12 protein-coding genes are annotated in these 15,666 nt (G+C 53.8%); 2 read left to right on the top strand and 10 right to left on the bottom strand.

Features of this window, described 5'->3' with window-relative positions; all coding sequences use genetic code 11:
* From BUE18_RS08205 to BUE18_RS08180, 6 genes are all read right to left on the bottom strand, one after another.
* Positions 1-573: a hypothetical protein gene (locus BUE18_RS08205; protein ID WP_073474749.1), complete on the bottom strand. Its 573-nt coding sequence runs from the start codon at positions 571-573 to the stop codon at positions 1-3.
* Positions 574-1,012: 439 nt separating this feature from the next.
* Positions 1,013-1,351, bottom strand: a complete 339-nt coding sequence (locus BUE18_RS08200) for a TraR/DksA family transcriptional regulator (RefSeq protein ID WP_073474747.1) — start codon at positions 1,349-1,351, stop codon at positions 1,013-1,015.
* Positions 1,352-1,416: 65 nt separating this feature from the next.
* Positions 1,417-3,075: an AMP-binding protein gene (locus tag BUE18_RS08195; protein WP_073474745.1), complete on the bottom strand. Its 1,659-nt coding sequence runs from the start codon at positions 3,073-3,075 to the stop codon at positions 1,417-1,419.
* 255 nt (positions 3,076-3,330) lie between these two features.
* Positions 3,331-4,134: a hypothetical protein gene (locus BUE18_RS08190; protein ID WP_073474743.1), complete on the bottom strand. Its 804-nt coding sequence runs from the start codon at positions 4,132-4,134 to the stop codon at positions 3,331-3,333.
* Between the two features lie 265 nt (positions 4,135-4,399).
* Entirely contained in the window at positions 4,400-5,002 is a 603-nt protein-coding gene (locus tag BUE18_RS08185) for a hypothetical protein (protein WP_139264650.1), read from the bottom strand.
* 418 nt (positions 5,003-5,420) lie between these two features.
* Positions 5,421-8,039 carry a CHASE4 domain-containing protein gene (locus tag BUE18_RS08180; RefSeq protein ID WP_083610864.1) on the bottom strand — a complete coding sequence of 873 codons (2,619 nt, stop codon included), beginning with the start codon at positions 8,037-8,039 and terminating at the stop codon, positions 5,421-5,423.
* A 341-nt stretch (positions 8,040-8,380) separates the two neighbouring features.
* Here BUE18_RS08180 and BUE18_RS08170 point away from each other — a divergent pair, with 341 nt between their 5' ends.
* On the top strand, positions 8,381-9,157 hold the full coding sequence (locus tag BUE18_RS08170) for a CheR family methyltransferase (RefSeq protein WP_073474739.1): 777 nt from the start codon (positions 8,381-8,383) through the stop codon (positions 9,155-9,157).
* A gap of 128 nt (positions 9,158-9,285) precedes the next feature.
* The gene (locus tag BUE18_RS08165) at positions 9,286-11,610 is read left to right on the top strand and encodes an ABC transporter substrate-binding protein (protein ID WP_073474738.1); all 2,325 of its coding nucleotides are present in this window, start codon (positions 9,286-9,288) and stop codon (positions 11,608-11,610) included.
* 21 nt (positions 11,611-11,631) lie between these two features.
* Here the strand turns inward: BUE18_RS08165 and BUE18_RS08160 are convergent, their stop codons facing one another.
* The 4 genes from BUE18_RS08160 to mltA all read right to left on the bottom strand — a co-directional run bounded on the left by BUE18_RS08160 (position 11,632) and on the right by mltA (position 15,616).
* Positions 11,632-12,456 (bottom strand): nitroreductase family protein, encoded by an 825-nt coding sequence (locus BUE18_RS08160; protein ID WP_073474736.1) that lies wholly within the window; start codon positions 12,454-12,456, stop codon positions 11,632-11,634.
* A 71-nt stretch (positions 12,457-12,527) separates the two neighbouring features.
* A complete protein-coding gene (locus BUE18_RS08155; RefSeq protein WP_073474735.1) occupies positions 12,528-13,469 on the bottom strand; it encodes an alpha/beta fold hydrolase in 942 nt (313 codons plus the stop codon).
* A 76-nt stretch (positions 13,470-13,545) separates the two neighbouring features.
* Complete coding sequence (locus BUE18_RS08150) at positions 13,546-14,397, bottom strand: putative capsular polysaccharide synthesis family protein (protein WP_083610863.1); 852 nt, start codon at positions 14,395-14,397, stop codon at positions 13,546-13,548.
* Between the two features lie 40 nt (positions 14,398-14,437).
* A complete protein-coding gene (gene mltA, locus BUE18_RS08145; protein ID WP_170868301.1) occupies positions 14,438-15,616 on the bottom strand; it encodes a murein transglycosylase A in 1,179 nt (392 codons plus the stop codon).
* Positions 15,617-15,666 lie beyond the last annotated feature (50 nt).

Below are 15,666 nucleotides of genomic sequence, written 5' to 3'. Positions count from 1 at the left end.
TCAGGAGGAGCTTTCCTTACGGTATTGGGAAAGCTCCTTATACTTGGACCGGGCCCACACATGGTATTTGTCCGAGGGCTCGGTCAGCTTGATGATGGTGCGCAGGACTTCCTTGGATTCCTCCAGGGATTCAAAGCCTTCCCAGAGGATGTCCGCCTTTAAGAGAAGGGCCTCCGGCCATTCGGGGGCCTTTTTCAAAACCCGATTGACCATGGTCAGGGCCTCGCCATAGCGTTCGCTGTGCTTGGCGTAGCGGATTTGCTGCATGTCGGATTCCAGGCGTTCATACTTGGTCCAGTTGGCCTTCTTGCCGATAAAAACAATGCGCCCTAGGTTGTCGGCGATTCCTTCGGTCAGCGCTCTCCACAGGCGGCCTGCCAACAAACTGACCAAGGCGCCGCCAAAGCACCCAATAAGCCCGCCCTGCTTTCCGCCGACGGCCATTCCAATCATCCCGCCCAGGAACAGCAACGTCAGAAAAAAACCGAACAAAACCGCGTAAGACTGGGCCTCCCTGGCCGCATGGGCGTCCTTGATCTGCTTTTTGCCTTTGAAGTCGTAGGGTTCTGCCATGGCGCCTATCTTCCCTGAAAATGAAGTAAATAGTGGGCAAAAGTAGCATGATAGGGCGTCCGGCTCAAGGAATCATTTGAAGGCCGCCGTTGCTGGGTTTCCGCCCTTGGCCAATAGATGGCGATAGACGATGGATTACCCACAGGGATGATAGGGAGTGACGGATGGGAAAGCCGTCTGGGAGCGAATGTAGAGATGGGGCTTGCCCTACCTGAGCTGCCCCTCTATAAAACACCGGAATTCAATGTACGTCATCCGCCCGCCGACCGTTCCCAACTCCAAACATCCTTTTGGGTCGCGCCTTTTGGCCTTACGGGCCCAGGCATTTCATGCTTGGGCCACCCTGCGGAGGCCCCTGCCATCCCCCCCCTGCGAGTTTCACATACAGTGTTTTCAACTAGGCTTTTTCCGTGTGTTTCGTGGTTAAACAGTTATCTTTTTATGCTTTTTGGGCGCATTTGACGCAAACGCCGGACTCGGGCACGAGCATGATCCGGCCCATGGGAATTTCCTCGTCGCAGATGGCGCAATACCCGAAGTCAGGATCGCCGATGTTGTCCAGGGCGCGCATGAGGCCGTTCATTCGGGCCTTGGCGTTGGCCAGGGCCTTTTCATTCACGCTCTTGGCGTTGATGGCCTCCATGCGGGAGATTCTGCCTATGGCGTTGTCCGGGGAAATGGGGCGGGTGGCCTCCGCCAAGGAGGCGATGTCCTTTTTCAGGGATTCAATCTGCTCCAGAATTTTTATCTTTAATTCCTGCTTTTGTTTTTCGTCCATAATTCCTTAAAAGCCGGCCCGGCGCTGCAAATCAACGCCGGGCCGGAGTATTGCTTTGATTGACACTATTGGCGAAGATCCTTGCGGAGGATCTTGCCCACGTTGGTCTTGGGCAGTTCGTCCCGGAACTCATAGAACTTGGGAACCTTGTAGCCCGTGAAGTTTTCCTTGCAGAAGGCCTTCAACTCCTCTTCCGTCAAGGATGCGTCCTTTTTGACCACAAAGAGCTTGACCAGCTCGCCGCTCTTGGCGTCGGGCACGCCCACGGCCGCGCATTCCAGGACCTTGGGATGGCCGGCCACCACGTCTTCGATTTCGTTGGGGTAGACGTTAAAGCCGGAAACCAGGATCATGTCCTTTTTCCGGTCCACCAGTTTGATGAAGCCTTCTTCGGTCATGAAGCCCATGTCGCCGGTCTTGAAAAAGCCGTCGCTCCAGAAGGCCTTTTCGGTTTCTTCGGGCCTCTTGTAATAGCCGCGGAACACCTGGGGGCCCTTGATGCAGATTTCCCCCACCTCGTTCAAGGGCAGGTCATTGCCGTCGTCGTCCCGGATGGCGAACAGGGTGGATGAGATGGGCAGGCCGATGTAGCCGTTATAGGCTTTCAGGTCCATGCGGTTGATGGAGGCGGCCGGCGAGGTCTCGGTAAGGCCGTAAGCTTCGACCAGAGGCTTGCCGGTGATTTCCTTCCACTTGAGGGCCACGGGCTCCTGGACCGCCATGCCGCCGCCCAGGGCCAGCTTAAAGCTGGAAAAATCCACCTTGGCGAATTCGGGATCGTTAATCAAGGCGTTGAAGAGTGTGTTGACGCCGGTCATGGAGGTGAACTTCCACTTGTTCAATTCCTTGACAAAGCCCGGGATGTCCCGGGGGTTGGTGATGAGCACGTTCAATGCACCGATGGACGAAAAGGTCAGGCAGTTGGCCGTCAGGGAAAAGATGTGATAGAGCGGCAGGGGCGTAATCATGATTTCCTTTCCGTCCTCAATTTTTCCGCTGATCCACGCCCTGGCCTGAAGCACGTTGGCCACGATATTCCTGTGCGTCAACTCGGCGCCCTTGGACACGCCCGTGGTGCCGCCGGTGTATTGCAGGAAGGCCAAATCGTCCAGGGTGATCTTCGCCGGCTTGTATGTCGCCGAATTTCCCTTGGCCAAAGCCGCTTTGAACTTCATGGCGCTGGGCAGGCTGAACGGCGGCACCATCTTCTTCACGCGCTTGATGACCGTGTTGACCAGCAGGCTCTTGGGGAACCCCAGCATGTCGCCGATTTCCGTGATCAATACGTGCTTGACGGGCGTGTTGCCCAGGACCTGCTGCAGGACGCTGGCCGAGTTGGCGAAAATCAGGATGGCTTCGGCGCCCGAATCGTTCAACTGGTGCTCCAACTCCCTGGCCGTATACAGGGGATTGACGTTGACCGCCACCATTCCGGCGCGAAGAATTCCAAACAGGGCAATGGGATATTGAAGGATATTGGGCATCATCAGGGCCACCCTGGCGCCCTGTTTCAACCCCAGGTCGTTCTGGAGAAAACTGGCGAACTTTTTGCTCAACTCGTTTAGTTCATCATAGGTAATGCTCTTGCCCATTTGGTGAAAAGCGGGTTTGGGACCGTATTTGGCGTAAGCCTGGTCCATAATATCAGGAATGGAGCTATACTCGCTCAGATCGATTTCTTCCGGGACTCCGTCCTGATAGTTTTTCAGCCAGATTTTTTCCATGGTTGTTCTCCCCCTAAAAACAAATTGTGAATGGTTGGTCGTGCGGCAAAGCCGCGGGTTGGATTAAAGCAGAATAATTCAAGCAATTATTCTATCATAAGCAACATGAATAGGGAATATTTTTCGAACGGGATTCTTTTAAAATCCCTGAGCAGCCTCCCCCCTTGGGCCATGCTGATTCCATGATTGGACACTCAACTGATGGAGCGTTTTTAAGCCCGGGGCGGCCGGATCAAGGCCGACCGCCTTAAGCTGTTAAGGCCAAAAAATCTTTTCATCCACTACGACAAGCGTGGGCCTGGAGTAGTACAAACGGGCCTTGTACACGTCATGTCCGGGAGTTAATGTCATTGTTTGGGTGAATTGCTGATGGGGCTCCAATTTCACCAGGAACCCTCCCGCCGGGGCGAAATCCACAGAGCCGTCCGCCTGGTTCGTCCCTTTGAGCACCTGCACGCCCAAACCGGCGTGGTCGTCAATTTTATAGTTGGAATGGTTTTCCATGTCTATGCGGACGCTGCCGTTTGCAACGCTGACATTTTTAATCTTCACATCAGGCGCGGGCATGTCAGGGAGCGTGGAAGTTCTGGAAGCCCATTCCTTGTCTTTCCCTTTTACAGCCGCCTTTATGCCCACCGCATATCCGGTCCTGACGACCCGGCCGGCAATAGTCTTTTCTTCGCCAGGGGCCAACGGGCCTATTTCCTTGCCGGCTTCCGCCATATCCCACCTGAATTTATCGGGCTTCGTGGGATCATGCATTTTTAAATAAATACCCAGCCTGGCGTGGCCTGCATAAGGCGTGGACGATTGATTTTTAATTTTAACCTGATATTCCAGGGCGGACACCTCCTGGGTGTGTCTGCTTTGCAGGCCGATGATCGCCAGGCCCGGATCGGCTTCCGGGATTTGTTTCAGGATGTTTTTATTGATTGCGGGTCCGGGCTGTTTAACCGCAGGGGGGCCCTTCAGATTGACCGGCGGCCCTGCCCCGGCAATAGAGGTCAGGGCGAAAACCGCGAGCAAAATATACAGCAGCACTCCTTTGCATGACTTCATACAAATGCCTCCTGAAATGGAATAATCGATCCGGCGGGAATGCGGTCTATCCGCATGATGGACGGTATTCTTACATTGCTTTAACTTTACTTTCAAGTTTTTTAGAACGTATGACTTAAAATGAAGCTAAATAGTCAAAAAAATGATGGTTTTGACCATAAGAAAAATGAATAGTTTCTTTTTGGAGGCTCGCAAAGCATAAAAAAAACCGATGGACAGCCCTTCATCTTCAGGCGGCCGGGACGAGCCCGGCCGCCTTTTGCGGCTATAGGCTGATGAGCTTGGAATCAGCCGTAATATTGGTCTTTCCCCTGGTAAAAAACAGGGTCACTTTGTACAGGTCAAATCCGTCCCTGATAGTTGAGCTTTGCGTGGCCTCTGCATGAGGCGCCAACGTCATGCTCCTGCCCCCGGCCGGCGAGAATTCCACGGATCCGTCCGCTTGCTTGACTCCCCCGTAGAACTGGATCAGAAGCCCCCCATTGGGATCAATCTGATAAGCGGACTTGTTCTTGATTGCAGCGTAAACCTTGCCGTCGCGGATTTCCAAGTTTGTGATCTCCACCTTGGGCGCAGGCATTTCGGCCATTTTAACGGTCTTGGATTGCCAGACTTTATCCTTGGTTTTGATGGACGCCCTTAGGGAAACGGCGGCGCCTTTTCGGGACAACTGGCCGCGGATGCTTTTTTCCTCCCCCGGCGCCAAAGGCCCTATCTCTTTGGCGGGAGTCCCTTCCTCCCAAAAAATATTTTCGCCGGGAGGAATGATGCTTTTCAGGTCCAGCGCCAGTTGGGCTATGCCTCGGTATGGTGTGGAGGCGTCGTTTTTGATTTTAATCTCATACTCCACCATGGAAAGAGTTTGCATGTTTCTCGTCTGAATTCCAAGTATGGAAATCTGCGGATCAACTAAAGGGACTTGTTGTGTGATATTTTTATTAATGACAGGCTGAACTTGAGCGGGAGCCGTCTGCATTTTAATCGGCTGCCCTGCAAAAACAAACCGCCCCAGGAGAAAAACCGTCAACAAGACGAGCATGGACGCACTTCTGCGCAATTTCATATCGAACATCCTCCTTATAGAAAAGTGAGATCCGGTGGGTATGCGGTTCGTCCGCATGATGCACTTATTGTAGGCCTGCCATGACTTAGTTATCAAGGTTTTTAAGGATTTGAATCAAAAAGGTAGAAAAGAGTCAAATGTACTAGTTAATTTGACAGCAAAAAGGTGAGTGAAATACCCCTCATTTCATCAAATTGGCGGCAAAGGGGCATGGATTTATAAATCATTGGTCCAGAACGCTCCGGATGATTCCGGCTATTTGAGCCATGACCACGGGCTTTGTTACATAGGCTTTGATGCCAATACTCCTCGCCTGCTCCCTGGAAAGTTTTTCGGAAAATCCCGTGCACAGAATAATCGGCATTTCAGGCCGAATGGCCAGGATTCTGTTGGCCAGGCTGTCCCCCGTGACATAAGGCATGGTCATGTCCGTTATGATCAAGTCAAAGGCCTGGGGGTCGGCCTCGAAAATTTTCAGGGCCTGGGGGCTGTTGTCAACAGCCGTGACCTTGTATCCGAGGTGTTCCACCATCTGGCGGGTCATGGTAAGGACCGCCTCTTCGTCGTCCACCATAAGGATGCGCTCCGAGCCTTGGGGCAGCGTTTCCTTGGAAAGGGTTTTGGAGGAGGCAGCCATGAGCGGCAGATAAATATAAAAAGAAGCGCCCATTCCCGGCTCTGAGTAGGCCTTGATTTCCCCTCCGTATTTGGAAATCAGCGCAAAAGCCTCGGAAAGCCCCATTCCGGAGCCCTCGCCCACGGGCTTGGTCGTGTAGTAGGGCTCAAAGATACGCTGCATCACCTCGCTTTCCATACCCGGCCCATTATCGCTTATGCTCAGTTTGACATATTTCCCGGGTTTGATCTTCCTGGAATGATCCAAATCGAATTCCGTGATGTCCTGCTCCTCCAACGAGATATCCACCACGCCGCCCAACTCCTTCATAGCGTATGCGGCGTTGGCGCAAATATTCATCAAGACCTGCTGCAGGTCTTTGGGGTCGGCGTAGACCAGCCCGCTTATTTTTTCCACATCTTTCCGAATTTCAATGCTGGAAGGCAGGGAGGCCCTGATCAATCCGTAGGTCTCCTCTACGACCTCCTCGATATCAATCATCGCCGGGTCTTCGTCCCCATGATCGCTGAACGAAAGAATCTGCCTGACCATCTTTTTCGCCTTATCAGAGGCCTCCAGCACCTGCTGCAAATTTTTGAAGGCTTGGCTGTCCTCGGGAATATCCAACATGGCCAATTCGGTATTCCCCATGATGGGAGCAAGAACGTTGTTGAAATTATGGGCAATTCCGCCGGTCAACGCCCCAAGGGCCTCCATCCTCTGCGCCATTTGCAGCTTAGCTTCCAGGCGATTTTTCTCATCCTCCACTTTTTTTCGCTCAGAAATATCCCGGAACACGCAATGAAGCAGAACCAGTTTTCCATTTTCCATAATGGGCTTTGCCGTGGACTCCACGGGAAAGCCGGCTCCGCCCTTCGCCCTCATGACATACTCCATGGATCGGCTTTCCCCGGACTTCGCTATATTGTCCACCAGTTCAATCAGGCGCTCTCGATCGCTGTTTTCGGGCATAAACCCGAAAACATGCCTTCCCTCAACCTCTTCCACAGTGTGCCCGCTGAATTCCGTAATGGCGGGGCTGCAATATTGAATGTATCCCCCGGGCGTGATGGTCGCCACCACATCCTTGAGGTTTTCCGCCAGCAGCTTGTATTTTTGAAAATTTTCCTCAAGCTTCTCCGCAAGATTCTTTTTGGCCGTCAACTCCTCTTCCAACTCTTTGGACTGGCTATGCACCGTTTCCAGTAAACTGTCGAACTCATTCTCCAGGGTTCCAATTTCGTCCTTCCTGCCCGCAAAAACTTTGCCAGGCAACTCCCCGGTTCTTCCGGCGACAAGCATCTGCCCCGTCAGCCGGACGACGGGCCTGACAATGGCCGCCTCAAGCAGCCAGATCAATAGAACCAGAAAAAGAATTCCAGCCGCCGCCGTGACGCCGCGGGCGGTCCGCATGGATGCGAGCCCCTGTTGCAGGATGTCCCGGGGCAAATCCGCGCTCAATTCCAGGCGGGGCTTTCCGGTGATGTCCTTCACGATCATGGAGGCTTGGAGGGTGTTTTCATCCAAAGGCTTTAGGAATACTTTCCTCTCGTCGCCGGAATCCGCCTCTGCATACCCCGGGTCTATCATTTTAATGTCGAAGGGAACCTGCGTCTGATCCCTGAGTCTGTCCTTCATTGCCTCCGTAATAAGGCGCGCCATGACCATGGTTCCCATCACCGGCCCCTTGTTTTCCGTGTTCAGAATAGGAAGGGAGGCGACCAGCATGGGGCCGTACTCCGTCCTCATAATTCCGGACTTCGAGATATCTTTCTGGTAGACGAAGGATGACGCATCCACAAAAAGAGGATGGTCTTGTAAAAGTTTACCCTCGGAAAGCAGACGGATTTGCAGGGGAGCCCCTGTTTCTATGTCTACGGCTTTGCCCCAAAAAAGATCTCCGTTTCCATCAAAAAAGCAGATGGCGTTCAGACTGGCGTCTACAAAGGTTTCTAAAACCAGATTGGCTTCTTCATAATCAGGGCCGCCCCCCTTGATAAAGTCGCAGGTATCGTCCCAGGACGCCCAATCGTGAGTCAGGGCCTTTAGGTGCTCTGTTTCCGTTTCAAGGGTTCTGACGCAACGGAGCAGGTCCTTCTTCGCCTCCCGCTTCTCCAGGGCGGCGAAACGCGGAGAGATGACATAATGTTGAATCAAGCCCTGGGTTACGCCGAATAGGAGGGCGCTGGCCAATAGAATAGTCAATAACTTGGATCTCAACTTCATGGAATCACCCTTTGCTGCGATTCAGGCCGCACATCAAAAAATGCTGCATGTTCCGGAAACAGCCGGCCATTGCCCCCGTCCGTTAATTTTTTCAGGCAGATGACTTTCTGAAAGACCGCCTGCACCCAACTTAGCATAACAGAGACATTCACGGCAAAACTCATGCCGCCTTTATTTTTCGGAGCAATATTTCCCCTGCCGCCCTGTAAAAAAAATGCTTCTCTCCTCTTGGGAAACAGTCAAGTTTCCCCCCCCTTGTTCCGATACTTAAAAATGCCGCGGGGCCTTTTTCTACAGGCCCTGAATACTCTGATTACATTGTATAAGGGGATACTCCTTTGATGCACGACACCACTATATCAACCAAGGATTTCCAAATGCTGGCCGGCATCGTTTATCAGGAGACCGGCATCAGTCTTTCGGACAACAAAGTAGACCTTGTCAAAGCCAGAATCGCGAAGAGGATGCGCACCACCCGCATTCCCAGCTTAAAAGAATACATCAACGTCATTGAAAACGACGCTTCCGAATTTTGCTGCTTTATCGATGCTATGACCACCAACCATACGTATTTTTTCAGGGAAAACAAGCATATAGAGTATATGGTGGAAAACCTGCCATTAGGCCCCAAGCACAGAATCTGGTGCGCGGCGTGCTCCAGCGGCGAAGAGCCCTATTCCATGGCCATCCAACTGGCCGAGGCGGGCCGGAAATTTGAAATCCATGCTTCTGACATTTCGGACACCATGCTGGAGACGGCGTCCAAAGGCATCTACCCCAAAGACCGGACCCGTTGCGTTCCCGTTCCGCTGGTCAGACGCTACTTTCAGCAGGGCCAAAACAAATGGAACGGATACTATAAGGTCAAAAAGGAGCTTCGCGAAAACATCTCCTTTTTCAAATACAATCTCATTTCCGGACCGCCCAGGGATGAATACGACGTCATCTTCTGCAGGAACGTCATGATATATTTTGACCACGCAACCAGACAGCACGTTGTCAACAAATTGTATCAATCCCTGCGGCCCGGCGGCTTGTTCGCCATCGGCCAGTCCGAAAGTCTGGTTGGCGTGGAACATCCATTCAAGTACCTGCGTCCGAGTATTTACTGCAAATAATAACAATCCGGACCATTTTATCATCATTATCATGGGGGGTTTTTTGCTTGCCTTTCGCCCTGCTAAAATGTAGGGTATTGTCGTAAGTACTTATAATTGTCGACAATCCCATAAAAGGGCTTTGGAAAATGCGCAAGCAAGCCGGACTTTATTTGATTCTGTTTTTGTTCCTCTGCGTCTGCGGCTCGCCCTGCATCCCCCGTGCGTTCTCCAAACAAGCCAAGCCGGAGCCGGTCGTCTTACAATTAAAATGGAAGCATCAGTTCCAATTTGCAGGCTATTACGCCGCCCTTGAAAAAGGACTATATCGCGACGCAGGCCTTGACCTTACTGTGGCGGAAGGCGGCTACGCAAAACAAACCGTCGACGAAGTCGTCAGCGGCAGAGCGCAATACGGCGTCACCAATTCTGAAGTTCTCCTGCACCGGCTGCGCGGCGAACCCGTGGTGGTTTTGGCCGCCATTTTTCAACACTCCCCCCTGGTTCTGGTAAGCCACAGGGATAAAGGCATTACCTCTCCTCAAAACCTTGTGGGCAAACGGGTTAAAATGTCTCTTCAGGGGCGCGACACGGAACTGCACGCCTCGTTCCTGAACGAAGGCATCAGCCTGAACGCCCTTGAAATCGTGGACGCCTCCGTAACGGCGCAGGATTATCTGGACAAGAATTTGGACGCTCTCAGCGCCTACGTCACCAATGAGCCGTTTTACCTGAAGCAGGCTGGAATTCCCTACGTAACCATAAGGCCGAATCATTACGGAATCGATTTTTACGGAGACTGCCTGTTCACCACGGAAGAGGAAATCGCCAAGCATCCTGACAGGGTTAAAGCCTTCCTGAAAGCCAGTCTGGAAGGCTGGATCTACGCCATGCAGCATCAGGATGAGATGGCGGCCTTGATCCACGATAAATTCAACTCGGAAAAATCCATGGAGCATCTGCTTTATGAGGCTTGCGCCATGGACGCGCTCGTTCTGCCGAATCTTGTGGAAATGGGACACATGAACCCCGGACGCTGGGAGCACATTGCAGAGACCTTTGTGCGAACGGGCATAATCAAGCCTGATTACTCGCTGGAAGGTTTTTTGTACAATCCCAATCCGGAGCCGGATTTCCGATGGCTGCGGCGTTCATTGGGAATCGCCCTGGCAGCCCTTTTGGGCGCCGGCGTCATAGCCTTGATTTTGTTCAACTCCAACCGCAAACTCACCCGCGAAATCAGCTTTCGCGAAAAAGTGGAGTTGGAAATGCAGGCGCTAAAGAACCTATTTGAAGACGCCATCAACTCCATGCCGTCCGTCATTGCGGGAATCAACGCCGAGGGCAGGGTCACCCTTTGGAACAGGAAAGCCGAACTTGAAACGGGCTTGAGCGCGGACGAGGCCAGGGGCCAAAATCTGACGGATGTCCTTCCCGAGTTGGATTTCCTCATGGAAAAAGTGCGGCTGTCAGCCAAAACCGGAGAAATCTCCCGGAAAAACAAGGTGGAAAGAAAGGTCCAGGACCAGGTTCGCTATGCCGATGTTACGGTTTTTCCTCTATCCGAGGGCCTGGAATCCGTCGCCGTCGTCCGAGTAGACGATGTAACGGAGCAGGTGAGAGTGGGGGAAATGATGGTCCAGGCGGAAAAGATGATTTCCTTGGGCAGCCTGGCCGCAGGCATGGCCCATGAGATCAATAATCCCCTGGCAATCATCATGCAAAATGCGGAGGTCGTCCTTAACAGGGTGTCCCCCGGCCTTGCGGCCAATCAGACCGCTGCGGAAAAAGCCGGCCTTTCGGTGCAAAGCATTTACGCCTACCTGGAGCTCAGGGGAGTCCTGCAAATGCTCCAGTACATCAGGGAGGCGGGGGAAAAGGCCGCAGTGATCGTGGGCGACATGATGGGCTTCGGCGGAAATACGCGGGGAAACTTCCAGAAGGAAAACCTGGACGACCTCCTGGACGTCGCCATCAAACTTGCTCAAAATGATTACGACCTGGCCCGGAAATACGACTTTAAAAACATTGAAATCATAAGGGATTACCGTTTTCCCGATATTCCCCTGCTATGCGAAAGAAGCGGCATTCAACAAGTGATATTGGACCTTTTACGAAATGCGGCCTCGGCCATGCGGCGCGGGGACGCCGGCTCTGGCCGGCAAAAAATCGAACTGCGCACTTCCCGGGAAGGAGACATGGTCCGAATCGAGGTGGAGGATAACGGTCCGGGCATGGATGAGGCCACGGCAAGACGGGTTTTCGAGCCCTTTTTCACCACCAATGAGGTGGGAGAAGGGACGGGATTGGGGTTGTCCGCTTCCTATTTCATCATCACCCAATCCCATAAGGGAAAGATGACCTTGGAAACCACCCCGGGCCTGGGGAGCAAGTTCATCATCCACCTGCCCATTATGGGCCCCGCAGGGCAAAACCCGGACGACATGAGCCAGTCCGGGTCTTCCTCGGTATAGCAATAGCAGTCCTGGCCTATACTAGAGCCATTCCACCTTGGGCTCGTTCCTGAGAGGCATGCGATGGTACTGAAATTTGGGAACGCCCACCATCAGGCCGCCATGAACTTCCTCACCGCCGGAAAGATTCAAGGCCTCCCTCAGGGGCTTCCAGTCATTGGCGGCTGACGTGAAAAACCCGGCCCAACAGGTTCCGATTCCCAGGGGATGGGCGGCTAGCTCGGCGTATGTCAAAGCAATGTGGCAGGCGACAGGACCGGGGCGGGAGCCTGCTTCCGCGTAGGCGACCACCAGGTGGGGCGCATCCCGCATGATCACGTCAAAGCCAAGCCCCCATGCCGTAATCAGGCGGTCCATGTGGAGCATTTCCGCCAGCTTGGGATCCTTCACCACAATGCGCTTCATCCAATCCACCACAAGGCCGGCCAGTTCGTGCACCTTTTCCTTTTCATAAACCACAAGCCAGTTCACAGGCTGGCTGTTATGGCCGGATTGGGCGTGGCTGGCGATGCGAATCAACTCCTTGATGGTTTCCCTGGGCACGTCCTCTTTCTTGTACCTTCGGACGGAGCGGCGCGCGCGCAGAAAATGCTCGGCCCTTTCCGCGGACAGATGCCAATCCTTGTTCACAGGCGGACATTGCTCCGGGGCCATGTCGTACAGGGACAAGGCGCCGTGGGGGCATACGGCGACGCAATGGCCGCAGTGGATGCAGCTTTCTTCGGCGTTTTCGATGGGCGCGGGCAATGAATCCTTGTCAGGCATGTAAATCAGGCTGATGGGGCATTCAATGGCGCAGATGCCGTCTTTATTGCATTTGTCCGGATCTACCGTGAAAAGGGGCATAATTCTCTCCTTGTCTTGAACATGTAGTAACCGCGCCTTGAGCCCCAAAGCCTCAAGCGCGCAAAAAAACGCTAATCCCGGGCGAAATCCCCGATGTATTTGGCCGTAATTTCCGGCTTTTCCTCCTGGGGAATGTGGCCGCATTTGGGAATGATTTTCAAAATCGAGCCGGGGATGTCCTTGTTATACTTGTAGGCGCACTCCACGGGAATCCAGGTATCTTCCTCGCCCCAGATGATGAGCGTGGGCTGTCCGATAGACAACAAGCATCTCTGAAAGGAAAACAAGCCGTCGAAATCCGTATTCTGCGCCAGAGAAACCATGGCGTCCACCGCGCCTACGGTCTGCATCCTTTCGTAATAGGCCTGCACCCGTTCCCTGGTAACCACATCCTTGTCGTAAACCGCCGACGTCAGGTTCCAATTGATGATCCAGGATCCGGCTGTCAGCTTCATGGCCTCGGCCGCATGCACCCACCTGGCCATCTTAATGACCGTGGGGCGGTCCGGCGCGGGCTCTCCTGCAGCGTCCACCAAAATGAGCTTCTTCACCTTGTCGGGATGCTCTATAGTCAGCATGGCGCCCACCAAGCCGCCCAGGGAATTGCCCGCATAAACCACCTGGGACAATCCTTTGGCCTCCATAAAGGCGTTAACCCCCTCCATGAGAATGTACGGCGTGTAATCATCCCCCAAAGGCTTGTCCGACCAGCCGAAGCCTTTCATATCCAGGGCGATTACGTGAAAACCCTGATTGCTTAGAGGCGGAATCACGTCTCGCCAGGTATAGGTGGAGCTGCCGAAGCCGTGCACCAGAAAAACCACCGGGCCGTCGCCTTTGTACTCTTCATAGTGGTAACTGACGCCCTCCACTTCCAGGTAATAGTCGTGGTACGTCGCGTCCTTGATCACTCCGGGCGGAATTATGTCCGTGGTCAGGCCGCACCCGAAAAACGCCGCGGCGCACACAAGTAAAATGGCTGTTTTTATAAAGGCTTTTAATTGGTAATTCATGAGTTCCCCCTCAATGGTAATCTTGCAGAGTTAAATGGTTGGAGGTCATGACTTCCAAATAGCATATATTAGGAGGTCATGACCAAGTTTCTTTGAATCGGGCGATTTCGTCCAAGGCGTAAAAATGACGCACGTAAGGATCGGAATACAGCGCATCCAGAATTTTTTCGGGCAGCTTAAGCCGCTCCCGCACCTGGAGATACTCGGGATAATAATCCCTTTCCCGCGCCAGATTGGTCCTGACAAAGGGCGCGTCCAGGGGAGCGTTCCGGCCAAGCAAGCGGCCTGCGGCTTCATGAAAAACCTGCTCCAGGTCTTCCAATCTGAGCGCCAGCACGCGCAGGTTTCCTTTTTCCAAAATAAACCACCCCTGGCCGCTATCCAATGGCTCGGAGCGCAAGTCCAGGCCGAGCGCCGATTTGAATTCATGCTCAAACCAATTATAGCCCAGGTTCTCGCGTCCCTGCCCCTCAAACACGCCTTGCAGGGCGGCAAGGGCCCTATCCGGGTCCACCTTTCCCCGGGCGTCGAAAATTTCCTGGTAATGGGTCCAGGCATTATGAAAAAACGATGAAACAAGCCGGGCGACGGGATCCCGCATGAGCGTGATAATCAGCCACCTGGCCCGGCCGCCTTTCGCCATTTTCCGCCTAAGGGATTCGGAAAGCCGCAATTCGTCCGGGATGCTTGGATCCGGAAGGGTTTTATGAAACCTCTCCGCCTCGCGAATCCCTTTCCGGGAAAGATAATGGAGGTGAAAAACCCGATTGGGCAGGCCCGCGGCCAGCAAGGTGTCGTAAACCGTGGAAGATCCCACGCCTCCCGGCTGAAACACCACAAGGGGCGGATGCAGGGAATAGTCCTCTTTCATGATCTCCCGGCGGGTCCAAAACCAGCCGGGCGCCATTTGTTTCAGTTTCCTGATCATCCAAGGCCTGTTTTATTGGAAATGCGGCGGCGGACGGAGGCTACTTGTCTCCGTCCTCTTTAACCACCAAAAAGAACAAGCGGCCGTCCTGCTTCATGTGGCCCGCTGCTATCTCGGCGTAATCTCCGTTGCCCCAAAAGAAATCCATCCGGCCCGCGCCGCGTATGGCGCCGCCCGTATCCAGGGTCAGCACGAAACGGTTCATCTCCTCCCAACGGGTCAACACTCCGTGCTCCACCGCGGGCTGCTCGGTCTGGACAAAGGCCAAAGCGCCCATGGGAAAAATCCTATAATCCACGGCTACGGCCCGCCCCCCTTCCAGGGGCTGCCCGGCGTATCCGATGGCCGGCTCGTCCACCACGTCGAAAAACACATAACTGGGATTATGATTGAACACCCGCTCCAGGTCTTCGGGATGGTTTTCCAAATACTCCCTGAGCGCCTGCATGGACATGGCTTCCTTCTCAATGACTCCCTCATCGATCAGGAGCTTGCCGATGCTCCGGTACGGCTGGCCGTTCTTGCCCGCATAATGCACGTGATAGGTGTGGCCGTACTTATCCTTGATGCGCCCCGAGCCCTGCACATGCAGAAAAAAAAGATCCACCGGGTCTTTCACCCAGGCGATCTCCAGGCCCTCGGCCTCCAGCATGTTCTTGGAATCGATCTCCTCCCGGGTGTAATAAGGAACCAGGGAGTTTCCGCTCAAACGGCCGCAAATCTGCTCGCCTTTGAATTTCTCCTTGAACCGGCCCAGATTCACGCAAACCAGATCTTCGGGCAGGCCGTAAAGAGGATAGCGATATTCCGGGTCGTATTCCAGCGTGCCTTCCAGCAAGGGTTCGTAATACCCCGTAAACAGCATGCCGCCGTCCCCGTCCGAGCCTACGCTCTGATATACAAGGAATTTTTCGGAAACCTGGCGGTTTAATTCCTCCGGCGTGGGATTGGCGTCCAGGACAGCCTCAAAAGCGTCCAAAGTGGCCAGCAGCCGGGAAGCCGGGTAGGAATCCGGGCCGAAGGTGAATTGCCGGTCCGGGTCCAGCTTTTCCAGATACGCCCGGGCCGAGGCAATGGACCTCCGCAGCGAGGCGAAACCCGCGTCGTCGTTGAATTCGGGGCTGTTTCGCTCCGAAAGGCGCTTTAACGCGTTTTCCGCCGTAATCTTCTCCGGCTCCTGCAATCCGCAACCGCCCAAAGACCATAACAAAACAACCATCGCAACCGCCCAAACCAGCAGCCGCCTCCCCACCCGAAGATTTCCCGTGC

Source organism: Desulfatibacillum alkenivorans DSM 16219 (assembly GCF_900142135.1).
Taxonomy (GTDB): domain Bacteria; phylum Desulfobacterota; class Desulfobacteria; order Desulfobacterales; family Desulfatibacillaceae; genus Desulfatibacillum; species Desulfatibacillum alkenivorans.
This window is presented reverse-complemented; position numbering and strand designations above follow the sequence as displayed.